16 protein-coding genes and 2 pseudogenes are annotated in these 12,072 nt (G+C 40.8%); 9 read left to right on the plus strand and 9 right to left on the minus strand.

Translation table 11 applies throughout. The features are described from left to right. The 5 genes from DOT_RS31325 to DOT_RS01675 all read left to right on the plus strand — a co-directional run. The coding region (locus DOT_RS31325; RefSeq protein ID WP_040410929.1) for a hypothetical protein at window positions 1–217 on the plus strand (217 nt) is incomplete at its 5' end. A gap of 187 nt (window positions 218–404) precedes the next feature. After that, the gene (locus DOT_RS01660) at window positions 405–1,214 is read left to right on the plus strand and encodes an ABC transporter substrate-binding protein (RefSeq protein ID WP_009613283.1); all 810 of its coding nucleotides are present in this window, start codon (window positions 405–407) and stop codon (window positions 1,212–1,214) included. A 54-nt stretch (window positions 1,215–1,268) separates the two neighbouring features. Further along, the gene (locus DOT_RS01665; protein ID WP_009613285.1) at window positions 1,269–1,937 is read left to right on the plus strand and encodes an amino acid ABC transporter permease; all 669 of its coding nucleotides are present in this window, start codon (window positions 1,269–1,271) and stop codon (window positions 1,935–1,937) included. A 32-nt stretch (window positions 1,938–1,969) separates the two neighbouring features. Next, window positions 1,970–2,695, plus strand: a complete 726-nt coding sequence (locus DOT_RS01670) for an amino acid ABC transporter ATP-binding protein (RefSeq protein WP_009613287.1) — start codon at window positions 1,970–1,972, stop codon at window positions 2,693–2,695. A 147-nt stretch (window positions 2,696–2,842) separates the two neighbouring features. Further along, complete coding sequence (locus DOT_RS01675; protein ID WP_009613288.1) at window positions 2,843–3,046, plus strand: hypothetical protein; 204 nt, start codon at window positions 2,843–2,845, stop codon at window positions 3,044–3,046. Window positions 3,047–3,124: 78 nt separating this feature from the next. Here DOT_RS01675 and DOT_RS01680 read toward each other — a convergent pair whose 3' ends face one another. The 6 genes from DOT_RS01680 to DOT_RS01705 form a co-directional block, all read right to left on the minus strand. Continuing rightward, window positions 3,125–3,700 carry a hypothetical protein gene (locus tag DOT_RS01680; RefSeq protein WP_009613291.1) on the minus strand — a complete coding sequence of 192 codons (576 nt, stop codon included), beginning with the start codon at window positions 3,698–3,700 and terminating at the stop codon, window positions 3,125–3,127. 434 nt (window positions 3,701–4,134) lie between these two features. Beyond that, entirely contained in the window at window positions 4,135–4,452 is a 318-nt protein-coding gene (locus DOT_RS01685) for a hypothetical protein (protein ID WP_040410930.1), read from the minus strand. Window positions 4,453–4,469: 17 nt separating this feature from the next. Then, on the minus strand, window positions 4,470–4,979 hold the full coding sequence (locus tag DOT_RS01690; RefSeq protein WP_009613295.1) for a hypothetical protein: 510 nt from the start codon (window positions 4,977–4,979) through the stop codon (window positions 4,470–4,472). A 15-nt stretch (window positions 4,980–4,994) separates the two neighbouring features. Beyond that, a complete protein-coding gene (locus DOT_RS01695; RefSeq protein WP_009613298.1) occupies window positions 4,995–5,330 on the minus strand; it encodes a hypothetical protein in 336 nt (111 codons plus the stop codon). 112 nt (window positions 5,331–5,442) lie between these two features. Continuing rightward, window positions 5,443–6,849, minus strand: a complete 1,407-nt coding sequence (locus DOT_RS01700; protein ID WP_009613300.1) for a HAMP domain-containing sensor histidine kinase — start codon at window positions 6,847–6,849, stop codon at window positions 5,443–5,445. Beyond that, a complete protein-coding gene (locus DOT_RS01705) occupies window positions 6,849–7,535 on the minus strand; it encodes a response regulator transcription factor (RefSeq protein WP_009613303.1) in 687 nt (228 codons plus the stop codon). The genes DOT_RS01700 and DOT_RS01705 overlap by 1 nt, the downstream gene beginning before the upstream one ends. A gap of 565 nt (window positions 7,536–8,100) precedes the next feature. On the opposite strand from DOT_RS01705, the gene DOT_RS01710 reads away from it, so the two are divergent. Further along, window positions 8,101–8,436 carry a hypothetical protein gene (locus DOT_RS01710; RefSeq protein WP_009613309.1) on the plus strand — a complete coding sequence of 112 codons (336 nt, stop codon included), beginning with the start codon at window positions 8,101–8,103 and terminating at the stop codon, window positions 8,434–8,436. Between the two features lie 1,050 nt (window positions 8,437–9,486). Here the strand turns inward: DOT_RS01710 and DOT_RS28195 are convergent. Both DOT_RS28195 and DOT_RS32620 read right to left on the minus strand, forming a co-directional pair. Continuing rightward, complete coding sequence (locus tag DOT_RS28195; protein ID WP_083823895.1) at window positions 9,487–9,654, minus strand: DUF2922 domain-containing protein; 168 nt, start codon at window positions 9,652–9,654, stop codon at window positions 9,487–9,489. Further along, window positions 9,630–9,866, minus strand: a complete 237-nt coding sequence (locus DOT_RS32620; protein ID WP_009613315.1) for a DUF1659 domain-containing protein — start codon at window positions 9,864–9,866, stop codon at window positions 9,630–9,632. The genes DOT_RS28195 and DOT_RS32620 overlap by 25 nt, the downstream gene beginning before the upstream one ends. A gap of 9 nt (window positions 9,867–9,875) precedes the next feature. On the opposite strand from DOT_RS32620, the pseudogene DOT_RS29480 reads away from it, so the two are divergent. Together DOT_RS29480 and DOT_RS01720 are read left to right on the plus strand one after the other, a co-directional pair. Next, window positions 9,876–9,986 (plus strand): annotated as a pseudogene (locus tag DOT_RS29480) (ABC transporter ATP-binding protein); the annotation flags it as partial. Continuing rightward, window positions 9,987–10,757 carry an ABC transporter permease gene (locus tag DOT_RS01720; protein ID WP_009613319.1) on the plus strand — a complete coding sequence of 257 codons (771 nt, stop codon included), beginning with the start codon at window positions 9,987–9,989 and terminating at the stop codon, window positions 10,755–10,757. It begins immediately after the preceding pseudogene. Here DOT_RS01720 and DOT_RS01725 read toward each other — a convergent pair. Continuing rightward, a complete protein-coding gene (locus DOT_RS01725) occupies window positions 10,736–11,005 on the minus strand; it encodes a hypothetical protein (RefSeq protein WP_040410933.1) in 270 nt (89 codons plus the stop codon). The genes DOT_RS01720 and DOT_RS01725 overlap by 22 nt on opposite strands. A 655-nt stretch (window positions 11,006–11,660) precedes the next feature. Here DOT_RS01725 and DOT_RS32625 point away from each other — a divergent pair. Beyond that, window positions 11,661–12,015 (plus strand): annotated as a pseudogene (locus DOT_RS32625) (HTH domain-containing protein). The last annotated feature ends 57 nt before the right edge of the window (window positions 12,016–12,072 follow it).

Here is a 12,072-nt window from a genome sequence, read left to right on the forward strand (position 1 = left end):
GGGATATCAAAACGTAAATCAAATAGCAAATAAGCAACAACTAACAACCTCAATACATATCATAAGTTGTTGGATGGTAATTGTCAACCCAAATTCTTGGAATTATGGCTTTCGCTTAGCAATAGTTTCTGAAAACCCTAATTCTATTGAGAGAGTTTACTGTTTTTCCCTAAGCTTATCAGAAGGGTATGGCGAGAATATCAAGATACAGAATTGACCTTATGTTATAAAATATGGTATAGTTCTATATGTAACAACTTAATATATAACTATAAGTTGTCAGATACATAGTGTTTGTTTTCGTTACATTCACTCATCGGGAGGTGGTTTAATTGTTTGTTATGGAGTCTTCAAGTTATGTAGTGTAAAAATACTTTTAGGTTCAGAGGAGGTAGAAAAGGTTAATGAAAAAGTTTAATGTACTTATCCTTGTCACCATAATTTTGCTGGTAGCGACCGGCTGTAGTGCATCAAAGAGTAATTCTGTCACAGCAACAACAAATAGTAATTCTAACGCCACAACAACCTTGGACCAGATTAAAGCTGATGGAAAGTTGACCTATGCCATGAGTGGACAGTACCCACCCTTTAATTATTTTAATGAGCAGAACCAACTTACTGGATTTGATGTGGAAATAGGTCAGGAGATTGCCAAGAGAATTGGTGTGAAACCAGCACCCATCGCTACCGAATGGGATGGACTCATCGCTGGGTTAAAAGCTAGCAAATTTGATCTGATCTTAGGAAGTATGGCTATTACGGATGAGAGACTGAAGGAAGTCTATTTTAGTACCCCTTATTATCGCTCGGGAGCCCAAGTAATTGTTTCCACTGACTCGAACATCAGCGGAGGGGATGATCTTAAAGACAAAACGGTTGGGGTTGTTCTGGGTACAACATTTGAAACGAAAGCACGAGAATTGGGGGCAACTGTAAAGACGTATAAAGGTGACCCTGATGCCTTTAATGATATGGTCAATGGCCGACTTGATGCCGTGGTTACTGATAAAATTGTCGGTTTAAATGCAATTAAGAAGAATAATTACCCCTTTAAACTGGCTGGTAATTTGCTTTATGAGGAGAAGATGGGGATCGCCATTCGTAAAGACAGTCCAAAATTACTGGAAGCCGTGAACAACGCTTTAGCCAAAATGATGGAAGACGGAACCTATAAAAAAATTAGCGAAAAATATTTCAGTGCAGATATTCGTTAACCAAAACAAATTAGCAAAGGGGTGTAGCTCTGATCAGACTGGAGGAGAATTACTTTGAATCTTGACTTTAGTAAAATCATTAAATATCTGCCTTATCTGTTGCAGGGGGCAGGTTTAACCATAGAACTTGCCATACTAGGAATTGCATTGGGCATCTTTATAGGTCTGGTCGCAGCTCTCCTGAAGATATCTCACACACCTCTACGGTTTATTGCTCATTTTTACATTTGGCTGGTCCGGGGAACTCCTTTGCTTGTTCAGCTATTTCTTATCTATTTCGGTTTACCACAGCTGGGCATTACCTTGGATGCTTTTCCTTCTTCTGTACTGGGACTGGGAATTAACAGCGGGGCGTATCTCGCCGAAGTATTTAGGGGAGGAATTGAAGCTATTCCCGTAGGGCAAACCGAAGCTTCTCTATCTCTTGGTATGGGGAAGTTCTTATCCATGCGTAGGATTATTTTCCCTCAAGCTTTGCGGATTTCGTTGCCGGCATTAGGCAATCAGTTTATCATCACTCTGAAAGATTCCTCGCTTTGTTCCGTCATAACAATGTCGGAGCTCCTGCAAACTTCTCAACGCTTTGCCAGTGTGACATTTGCCTCTATGGAATTCTACACGGCCGCCGCTGCATTTTATTTACTGATGACTACTGTGTTATCCGCTGTTTTAAGCAGTCTTGAATGGCGATTATCCACAGAAAATCGGACAAAGGGGTGCTGATCATGGAATTAGCTTACAAACCGGAAAAATCGATGATCGATGTCAATGGTCTAATCAAAGACTTTGGCAAGACACGTGTAATTGACGGGATCAATGCGACAGTATCCTCAGGCGAGGTCGTAGTACTGATCGGAGCAAGTGGTTCCGGAAAGAGCACTTTTTTGCGCTGTTTAAATGGACTGGAGACTATGACCGCTGGCGAAATCCTGATAGACAGAATGCCACTGGAAAGGAACTCAAGCAGTCTTAAGCAGATTCGGCGCCAGGTGGGAATGGTATTCCAGCAGTTCAATCTTTTCCCACACTTGACCGTGTTGGAGAATATTATCGAAGCCCCGATTCATGTACTTAAACAGGAAAAGGGCGCAGCAATTAAAGTTGCCCAGGATTTGCTCTCCAAGGTTGGCCTTTCCAATAAACAGGACTGCTATCCAGCAACGTTATCGGGAGGTCAAGGGCAAAGAGTAGCCATTGCTAGGGCGCTGGCAATGCAACCTAAAATCATGCTCTTTGATGAGCCAACATCAGCGCTTGATCCTGAGCTGGTTGGGGAAGTTCTCACTGTTATGAAACAGTTGGCTGAAGACGGTATGACCATGATTGTAGTAACCCATGAAATGGGCTTCGCCAGGGAAGTTGCTGATAGGGTGATCTTCATGGACAAAGGCCGTATTGTCGAAGAAGGCTCACCTTTTCAGATTTTTGGTAAACCACAGGAAAAACGAACCAAGGCCTTCCTCAGCAGGTTAAGTCATTAATTAGCTGTTAGAAACAGCTAATATTGCCCAGTAGAATGTTCGTAAAAAGCCGGAATTGTAGAGCAGTGTTTTTGCTTATGGCCAACTTTCCTTTAATGTTCTTGTGGAATATATTACCATTATGAACACACTAAAGGAGTTGCTGAAATGAGCGAGAAAAAATGCGAGTGCAAATGCAAAAGTAAATCTAGCTCTAAAGAATTGCCCGTCCTGATCGGGGGCATTGTGGTATACGAATTGGCGATCATCATTGGTTTATTAGTGCTAATCTTCCTTGATTGTGATGCTCCATGTGAAAAACCGCAGACCAGTACTTTTGAATCTGAGGAAACTTTTCCAACCGAAGAGTAGTAAAATGAACCCCCGCATCACGGTCTATGTGATGCGGGGGTTCATTTAGAGTTTAGTTTAACAGGTAAGAGTTGTTGCTCAAATTGTGGAAGTAGTTGTAGTGCTTTCTGCAGGAATATTCAAATCAGTGCTAATTTGCTGAAGGTCAGTCAATACTTTTTGCATAGCGGTAATTTTGGCTTGGATGTCAGTTTGGAGTTTCTGCAAATCCGCGGTGATTCCTTCGACATTGTTTGCCTGGCGATCAGTATAATATTGCTGCCAATCAGTTAGACATATTTTCTTAGCATTTGTAATCGCTGTGATGTCATCTTGCATTGAAATCATATCGTTAAGAGCTGCAGAAAGAGCGGTATAGTTTTTGGCCTGTTTGTCAGATTTCACTTGTTGTCGAACTTGGCTTTTTATAGAACGGAGCTGTTCGCGGATCTGGACCTCTTGTTTTTGAAGTTCGCGAATAGGTTCCATATATTGCTGGTACTGCTGTCGATTTTGATGACGCTCTTGAGCTTTCGTTGCCTTGTCTGTGGCGGAAGATTGAGTGGTCGGTGCTTGACTTGTATTCAAATCAGACGTGTTGTCGTCAGCAAGTACTGGAATGCTTAAACTAAGTACCAAAGTTAATGTCGCTGCCAAAGTTAATAATTTTTTCAAGGTAAACCCTCCTCGTAATTCAGGTTAATTTAGAGCTGTCGTAAGGCGTTGACGAGAGAATATAAAGCATTGTCCAAGATAGGTACTATTACCGGGTTGCTTAGCTTTAAGTCTGTAAATTAGGTTATAATAATAATTTTTCTCCTTTCATTTTCGTTTGCGATTTATTTTGTCTGACCATGGTTTGATTATAAGATTTCTCTGTAAAACAAAAACAGCTTTATTGTGAACGGAATGTAAACATTTATTGTTCCTTTGACTGTTATTGTTTAAAGGAACTTACGCCTAGCCAAAAAGGAAGAACAAGATATGCTTGCCGAATTTGGCAAAGAGTATGGAGAGTACATGAAATCGACAAAAATGCTAATCTCTTTGATTGTGTGATAAGAGAATTTCAACGCCCCCAATGCTGTCGGTGCGTTGGGGGCGTTTTATTACAAATTTCCTAAACTGTTGTCAAGTGAATCTAAAGTTTTGTCCAAAGAATTAAGTTGTTGGTCAATCTTCTGGTCGATTTCGGCTTGACCTTGAGCTGACCTACTGTTAATAATTGGAGCTTGCGCTTGTTTCTGTGCAGTACTGCTATTCGAGGACGGCAGTTTTGAGGTGCCTTGCTGATTAGAAGACTGGGCAACGGATGGATTCATAGTTTGGTTTGAGTTGGAAACGTTACCTTTAGTTCCACAGCCCGCAAGTATAACAACGAGGAACACAACCATTCCTACATAAATTAGACGTTTGATTCTAATCACTCCCTTACGTATTGTTGTTACAACGCTGCTGCCTCATTTAAATCCGCAATTATCCCTTGAAGGTCTTTAATTCTTGAATTTTGAATAGCGATAATACTGTTTAAAGAATTTTTGACTTCATCAAAATTCTTTTCCCGCTTAGCAACTCTTAAGTCGAGTGTTTCCTTTTGAATTTCGCCTATAGTACCTGCCAGAGATTGTTTATCTTGTTGGATAACTTTCAATTCCTCTTTAAGCGATTCGATTTGTTCTGGAGTCAAGTTGTCCTTGTTTTTAATATATTGTTTAATGTTGCTCTTGGCCTTATTATAGGCCTCTCTAGCTTCCGCTTTTAGGCTGAGAATTTGGGTGCGGTTAGTGCGTATCTCTTCCTGTAAAGGGGCTATTTCTGCAAGTTTAGCTCTATTTTCCGTCACAGTCTGTGAAACCCTACTTTTGACATTAGAAAGTGTTGATGCCTGAGCGAAGGCAATATTTCCGGTAAGTAATACCGTGGATAATAAAATGACCGAAACAATTTTCTTCACAATGAACCCTCCTTATTATTGATTCAAATCAAGATCCGCATCTTGAGCATCTTCAAGTTTATTAATGTTGCTGAACAGGGAGTCTAATTCTTTGTCAACTTGGTTAAGTAATTCTGCTTTTTCAGTGCTGGACATAATGTTTTCGGATTTGGCAACGATTGCGCCACTCCCGGGTGTTTGAGTTGAAGTTGAGGTATCAGTGGATTTTGCAGTCGAATCTTTAGCATTCTTACCAGCTTGTGATGCAGTATTTTGACTCGTTTCATTTTGCTTTGAGGCTGGGTTACCATTTCCGCATCCGGTAAGAACCAGTGTTAAAATAAGAATCAAGCCAACAAATAGTTTCTTCAATTAAATACTCCTTTCATTTTTGTTTTCAGCATGCTCGCGTTTTTGACTATGATTTGATTATAAGATTTCTCTGTAAAACAAAAACCTCATTATTGTGAACTGAATGTAAACATTATTTTTCGGGCAGCTCGAAGATTATTTCAGTTCCTGTTCCTACTTCGCTCACTGCCCAAATTTTCCCCTCATGAAGTTCAATTAGGCTTTTGGCAATATTTAGTCCAAGGCCTGTACCACCAGGTGATGATCGTGATTTATCGACTCGGTAAAATTTCTCAAAGATCAAGGGCAAGTCTTCGGGAGAAATCCCTATTCCTGTATCTCTAATCCTAAACTCTGTTATGGTTGATTTGCTTGTTACTTCGACCCATATTGCTCCTCCATTTTCGGTATATTTAACTGCATTGTCAATAATATTTATTAATATTTGCTTGAGTTTATCTATATCGGCATATACCGTGACGGCATGATCACATTCCAGAGTTAAACCAATGGATTTATTGTTCATAAAAACCCTGGTGCTGTTAATCACGGAGTCGAGAATGTCCTTAACAAGGTGTTTTTCTCGAAACAGCTTTATACTGCCTGACTGAATTTTGGCCAACTGGAGGATATCACTGGTCAACTTGGTCAGGCGTACGGTTTCATCTTTAATGATCGTTAGATATTTTTTATAGTCAGCGGGTTGAACAATACCGTCCAACATTCCGCTCACAAAACCATTGATTGATGTTAAAGGAGTCCTCATATCGTGGGAAACGCTGGCGATAAACTCACTGCGCATTTTTTCGGTACTGGCTAACTGATGCTTCATGTAGTTGAACGATTTGGCGAGTTTTGCAATCTCATCTTTTGTACTCACAACCAGGTCTTCAGAGGGTTCCCCTGAAGCTAGTTTGCCAGCGGCCATTTCTATTTGTTTAATGGGCTTAGATATCCTTTGCGAATTAAGATAGATCACGAGAGCACTTATTATAATGAAGATAAAGGCCATAATCCAAATAATAAGATTAAGTTTAGCTAAGTTGCCATTGATCTGGCTGATCGGTGAAAATAACAGGATTGCTCCTGAAATACCTGAATTTGTTTTCCAGGGGATTCCTGAAAAGACCACATACATGTCGAACTTCTCGGAATATTGCTTTTTGCGAAAAACCTTCTCTCCGTCCAAGATCTTTTGTAAATCACTCAGCAAGTAGCTTTCTTGAAGATCTTCATCCATTTGAAGGCTTTTGGGGTATTGAAGAGCTTTCTTATCGATTCTTAGGGCATAGATCGTCGAGTCTGAAATATAGCCCATCGAATCAAGCGAAGTTTTAAGTTCCTTTTGAGAGATCTCTTCATTCTCCAGCTTATTTAAGAGTTCATTGACGTAATAGCCTGCTTTTTCAAGTTCCTTCTGCTTTTGATCGAAAACATACCAGTTATAGACCATGCTGATCAATAACGACAAAACAGCAATTACAGAGATGATAATAGCCAGATAAGTTACAAGAAGTTTTCTAAAAATACTTTTAAACATCATTTTACCTCAAGTTTATAGCCTACACCACGGAGGGTTTTTATGCTCCATGATGGATTTTTGTCCCCAAAATTTTCTCTTAATCGTTTAATATGGACATCAACTGTTCGCGTATCCACTATAACATCGTAGTTCCAAACTTTTTCGAGCAGTTGATCTCTGGAAAAAACAATATTCTTGTTGTTTAGCAGAAAATAAAAAAGTTGGACTTCTTTAGGCTTTAAATCAATAAGCTGATCTCCTTGCCACACCTCATATTTGTGAATATCTACTATAATATCTCCTAACTTAAGAATCCCTTCGACTCGTTCCGGATCTGCCTTGTTCTCTTTGAGGCGGGCCTTTATCCGAGCTATGACTTCTTTGGGTTCAAATGGCTTAACGATATAGTCATCGGCCCCGATGTCAAAACCTTGTATTTTGTCTTCGAGCATATCCCGTGCTGTCAGCATAATGATGGGTATCGCGCTTGTACACCGGATGATCCTGCACACTTCCCATCCATTAATGACTGGCAACATGATGTCAAGCAAGATCAGATCGACTTTTTGTTCTTTGAGGATGCTAAGTGCCGAACTGCCATCATGGCAAAAAAGAAGCCTAAAGCCGGCATTAGTCAGGTAAAGATTTAATAGTTCGCAAATGTTTCTATCATCATCGACGACCAAGATAATTTTGTCTTTCAATTAGTTTACCTCCGATAAGATGTAATAATTACATCTTATCCTATTTGAGCTTGAACGATAAGAGGGAAGTGGAACGAACATTTGTCTCTAAATGGAGCGGGAATTGAAGTGAATTTAGGCACCTCTCAAAAAACCAGCAAACTTAAACACGCCTTCTTAATGTTTAAAATACGTTGGGAAGGTTATTTCAGTTTTCATTTTTCATTTAATGATAACTAAAGCCACGGCAAAAAGTAAATCAAGTTGGTTTAATCATTTAGAGTGCTATATTATCATCCCACAGCCGTGATTGCCGATTCTGGTGGACTTAATTCCACCACTCGAATGACCTGGGATGCAGCAGACCACCTAAGAACCATGACCACACCGCTTAATAACACCTACACCTATGAATATGATCCTTTGGGGAACAGACACAGACTATGAATACTATTACAACCGTCTGGCTTCTTGTTGGTACTATTATATTAAATGCTATAACTTTAGTTATACACTATGGCAAAACAGCTAAGTGACTGATAAATTCAAACTTAGCAGTGAAATTTAAGAGTATGGAGGTGGTCTGATGGCAAAGCATGAATTCGGAATCTTTGAAATAGATCCCGCACCTGAAACATCATATGATACTTATGAGCCTGAAAAATATAACTGTATTGCAGTCGATGATGATTATATTGAGCCGCTGCTCGGGAAATTGAGCACGCTCGATACATATTTTCACAGTGTTTCGCGCCCAGACAAAGGACTCGCATATACCGGAATAACTATAATACCACCACCATCGCTGTCCAAATTTAAGAAAATTATTGATTCAACCGACCTGACAGAACTGCAAGTCCTTTCTAAAAAGATAGACAAAGCGATACAGAAGCACAAATCTATGATCCATTACGGAATATAACTGATTCCTAAAAATCAGCGGGAACGACAATATATGACAGTCCATTAGTGTGTTTCGCCGAGTACTCGGGCAAAAATGAGCGGCCTGTTTAATCATATACGTATATGTCTATTGCTTCTGGCAGAGATGACAAGATTCCCTGCCGGTCCCATTTTGAAAGGCGCCTTTCAAAATGGGACCGGCATTTTAGATGATAATTATTTTTGGTTAGTACTTATGTCGAGAACCCCTTGAAAGAGAGGTTTCTGCAAAGGAACTCAAAAAACAGGGTAAGTTTATTCAGTCTTCATATTTTGACATATTAAAAAGCACTCAAACTTAAGTGCTTGTATGTTATAATTTATTAGTAACAGAAAAGGCTTGCAGGGCGGTCGGCATTCCTCCGAAGGGAGGTGATGCCATGGAAGTATACCAGACTTTGATGCTGATGATTTCATTTGCAACATTGGTGATTTTAATACTTTCATTCCATAAACGGAAATAGACTTGACGTTGAAGCGTTTATTAATGTCGTTCAGAGCTTGTTCGACAGCCATTTTTTTGCAGAAGGCACGGGGAAAGCATTTTGTAGAAAGAAATATGTTGGATTTTCTGGCTCCCACTGGCGGCGTTTGGTTTGGTAGGCATTCTATTTGTCACTGGGGGCATATTTTTTATAAATAGCAGAGGCTGTCCTTCCGCGAGGTACAAGGTATGTTGTTTAAGCCTGCCAGGAAATGGGCTTTGTTAACTGGTGCTTTTATCGGAATTGTTGTGCTAAAGGAGAGTGTAAGATTTGTCAAAGTTTTTCCATCGCTGCAATAGTGATCGGAGTATTGCTAATTAAAATAGGATGATCGCATAATTAATAATCGTTTTGTGTTGTGTTCTAAGTCTTCGAGTAGTGAAGACCTGTAATCCAACAATCTGTTTTAGATGCCCCTACAACTCAAATTCGGAATCGATTCCGAATTTGAACTGCCATGGCTGGGTTTTTATCCATAAGAGCGGCCCTTGGGCCGCAAAATCAACTGCCCTTGGCAGTCCGTGCATTTTCCCCTCTGGCGGGCTTTAAGACAGGGGCGGATCATACAAATCGGCTGTTGTTGTATCCGTTATTTTTATATCTCTTTTGCCGATCAATTCGCCGCCGGTGGTGAGAAACATATTTTTGGCAATAATCAGTTCCATAGCGGCCTCAGCTTCCGCGGCGGTCAGATCTTCCCGCGGTGCCGGCAGCGTAAGGGTAAATGTAGGTCCTCATCGGACACGTCCATCTTCAGCCCGGAAAAGCTTTTTTGCCGGAAAACCGGGGAACCGTTGACCATACCGATCTGATAGCGGACAACCATCTCGGTTTCCACCCCTGACGAAATGATAGCCATTGATAATTCCCCCTTATTCTGGATTTTGACTGGCCAAGCCTTGGTCTGTCTTTTTATCTTATGCATCTTGTCCCGCTCGCGGAGCTGAAAAAGCTGTTCCCGCCCGCAAAGGTGGAGTATGTTGAAAAGCAACCTACCTTGGAGGAGATATTCCTCGCCATCATCGGTAAAAAGGGGGAAAAGTAAATGGGAGCGATAAAGAAACATTTTTTCAGCGATATGAGCATTATGCTTGGACGTTCCATGCGCCATATTTTTCGCAGTATGGATACCATCATCACGGTCACTCTCATGCCTATTGCCTTTATGCTGCTTTTCGTCTATGTGTTCGGCGGCGCAATCCAAACCGGCACGGATAACTATGTGAATTACCTGTTGCCCGGCATCCTGCTGATTGCGATTGCCAGCGGTATTTCCTATACGGCTTACCGCCTGTTTATAGATATGCAACGGGGCATATTCGAGCGGTTCCACTCCATGCCGATCGCCCGTTCCACCGTGCTGTGGGGGCACGTGCTGACCTCGCTGGTATCCAACGCTATTTCGGTTGTCATCATTATTCTTGTTGCCTTGATTATTGGCTTTCGCTCGTCTGCAGGGGTAATGTCATGGCTCGCTGTAGCTGGTATACTCGCGCTGTTTACGCTGGCCTTGACCTGGATCGCAGCGATTGCCGGGCTGTCCGCAAAATCGGTGGACGGTGCAAGCGCATTTGCTTATCCGATTCTCTTCCTGCCGTTTATCAGCTCAGCTTTTGTGCCAACCAAATCGATGCCATCGGGCGTTCGCGCCTTTGCTGAAAACCAGCCGGTGACCTCGATAGTGGAGGCCATCCGTGCGCTACTGTCAGGTCAGCCGGTAGGCAATGACATATGGGTTGCTCTTGCATGGTGTTTGGTCATTCTTGTTGTTGCCTATGTATTTGCAATGCTGGCTTATAAACGTAAAACAGCATGAAACATTAGTCTACCTATAATTAAATCTAATTTTATTCCATGAACTCCAAGCTTCTCACCAAGGAACAAAAAGTATACCATTAATCCCCATATTTGCACCCCCTCAAAAAATGCCCCCCCTTTATAAAGAAAAATTATTCCTTTCGTTAAAACGATTCCTATTTTGCCACATAGATAGCATTCTTTACCAGGACTTTTGTTCTGGTAATTTTGTTTTTTATAAATGGCGGTAGTATCTATTTCAATCAAAATCTAGATGTGCAACCCTAGTGTTGTGGCCAAGGCTAATATAAAATTGTAAATTACACTTGATCTTTCTCGATACTATACCCCCGGAGCGTTGCTCGGGAGTTTAGCACAAGAAGAGAGTTCCAATCTTTCTCAGATAACTAAGATGGGATTAGTTACAGGTTCCAAGAGGGTAAGGTTCACTAACAGATTACTTAAATATATTCCGAAAGGTTCTCTTATACAAGGATATATACTCAGCCGTCTGAGTAGGATAAAGCGAATGCCGTGGTGAGACTGTCGTTAAGTCCATAAAAAGGTGTATTTCGTTCCAGCAAAAATTTGCATCGGATATACTTTGTTAATTAAGGACTGAAATGAAGAATATGTTTCCATGGACGGTGCACGTTGAGACCGTGGTAAGTTTAAGAAAACAGACACTCTGAAAGTCGCTTGTGGTGCGGGTTGTGGGGTTTGAGAATTTTCGGAATAAAATATACCCTAGAAAATGGACAGTAGTGGTTTTGAAAACCCTTAGTTTTGGACAGGTGGATTTTTGAAACCCTTAACCTCGGACAAATAGCGGTTTTGATTCCAGTTCAGACAGGTATTACAATAAAACTGGACTGAATTGGAGGAATGCCGTATGGCTAACAAGAAATTTACTAAAGAAGAAATGAATCATCTCCGAGCAAGTCCTTATGTTTTGGATGTAAGTCCTAGTATTGTGCATTTCTCAGCCAAATTTAAGGAACTGTTTTGGAATTCAATACAAGAAGGAAAGGAGCCGAGAGATATTGTTATCGAGCTCGGCATCGATCCGGATATTCTTGGCGAATATCGTGTAAATGGATTGAAGGGTGATCCGAAATGAAGTCCGAGCGGGAAAAGGGTTCAGAGACTTAAAAACATACGGGTCATATCTCAAAGACTACACAGATCCAGAAGCAAAAGTAAAATACCTTGAGCAGCAACTGGCATATAAAGATCAGGAAATAGAATATCGCTTATTTGGACACATGGAGTTATAATACGCAGTTGGTTTTAGCCAAAGATGACAGATCTACATTTATTTCAACTTATGATAT

This window comes from Desulfosporosinus sp. OT, assembly GCF_000224515.1.
Classification (GTDB): Bacteria; Bacillota; Desulfitobacteriia; order Desulfitobacteriales; family Desulfitobacteriaceae; genus Desulfosporosinus.

Excerpts from the sequence above, each read along its gene's own strand:
- DOT_RS01660 (WP_009613283.1), top strand. The coding sequence starts at position 405 with ATGAAAAAGTTTAATGTACTTATCCTTGTCACCATAATTTTGCTGGTA.
- DOT_RS01670 (WP_009613287.1), top strand. The coding sequence starts at position 1,970 with ATGATCGATGTCAATGGTCTAATCAAAGACTTTGGCAAGACACGTGTA.
- DOT_RS01675 (WP_009613288.1), top strand. The coding sequence starts at position 2,843 with ATGAGCGAGAAAAAATGCGAGTGCAAATGCAAAAGTAAATCTAGCTCT.
- DOT_RS01700 (WP_009613300.1), bottom strand. The coding sequence starts at position 6,849 with ATGTTTAAAAGTATTTTTAGAAAACTTCTTGTAACTTATCTGGCTATT.
- DOT_RS01710 (WP_009613309.1), top strand. The coding sequence starts at position 8,101 with ATGGCAAAGCATGAATTCGGAATCTTTGAAATAGATCCCGCACCTGAA.
- DOT_RS32620 (WP_009613315.1), bottom strand. The coding sequence starts at position 9,866 with ATGCATAAGATAAAAAGACAGACCAAGGCTTGGCCAGTCAAAATCCAG.
- DOT_RS01720 (WP_009613319.1), top strand. The coding sequence starts at position 9,987 with ATGGGAGCGATAAAGAAACATTTTTTCAGCGATATGAGCATTATGCTT.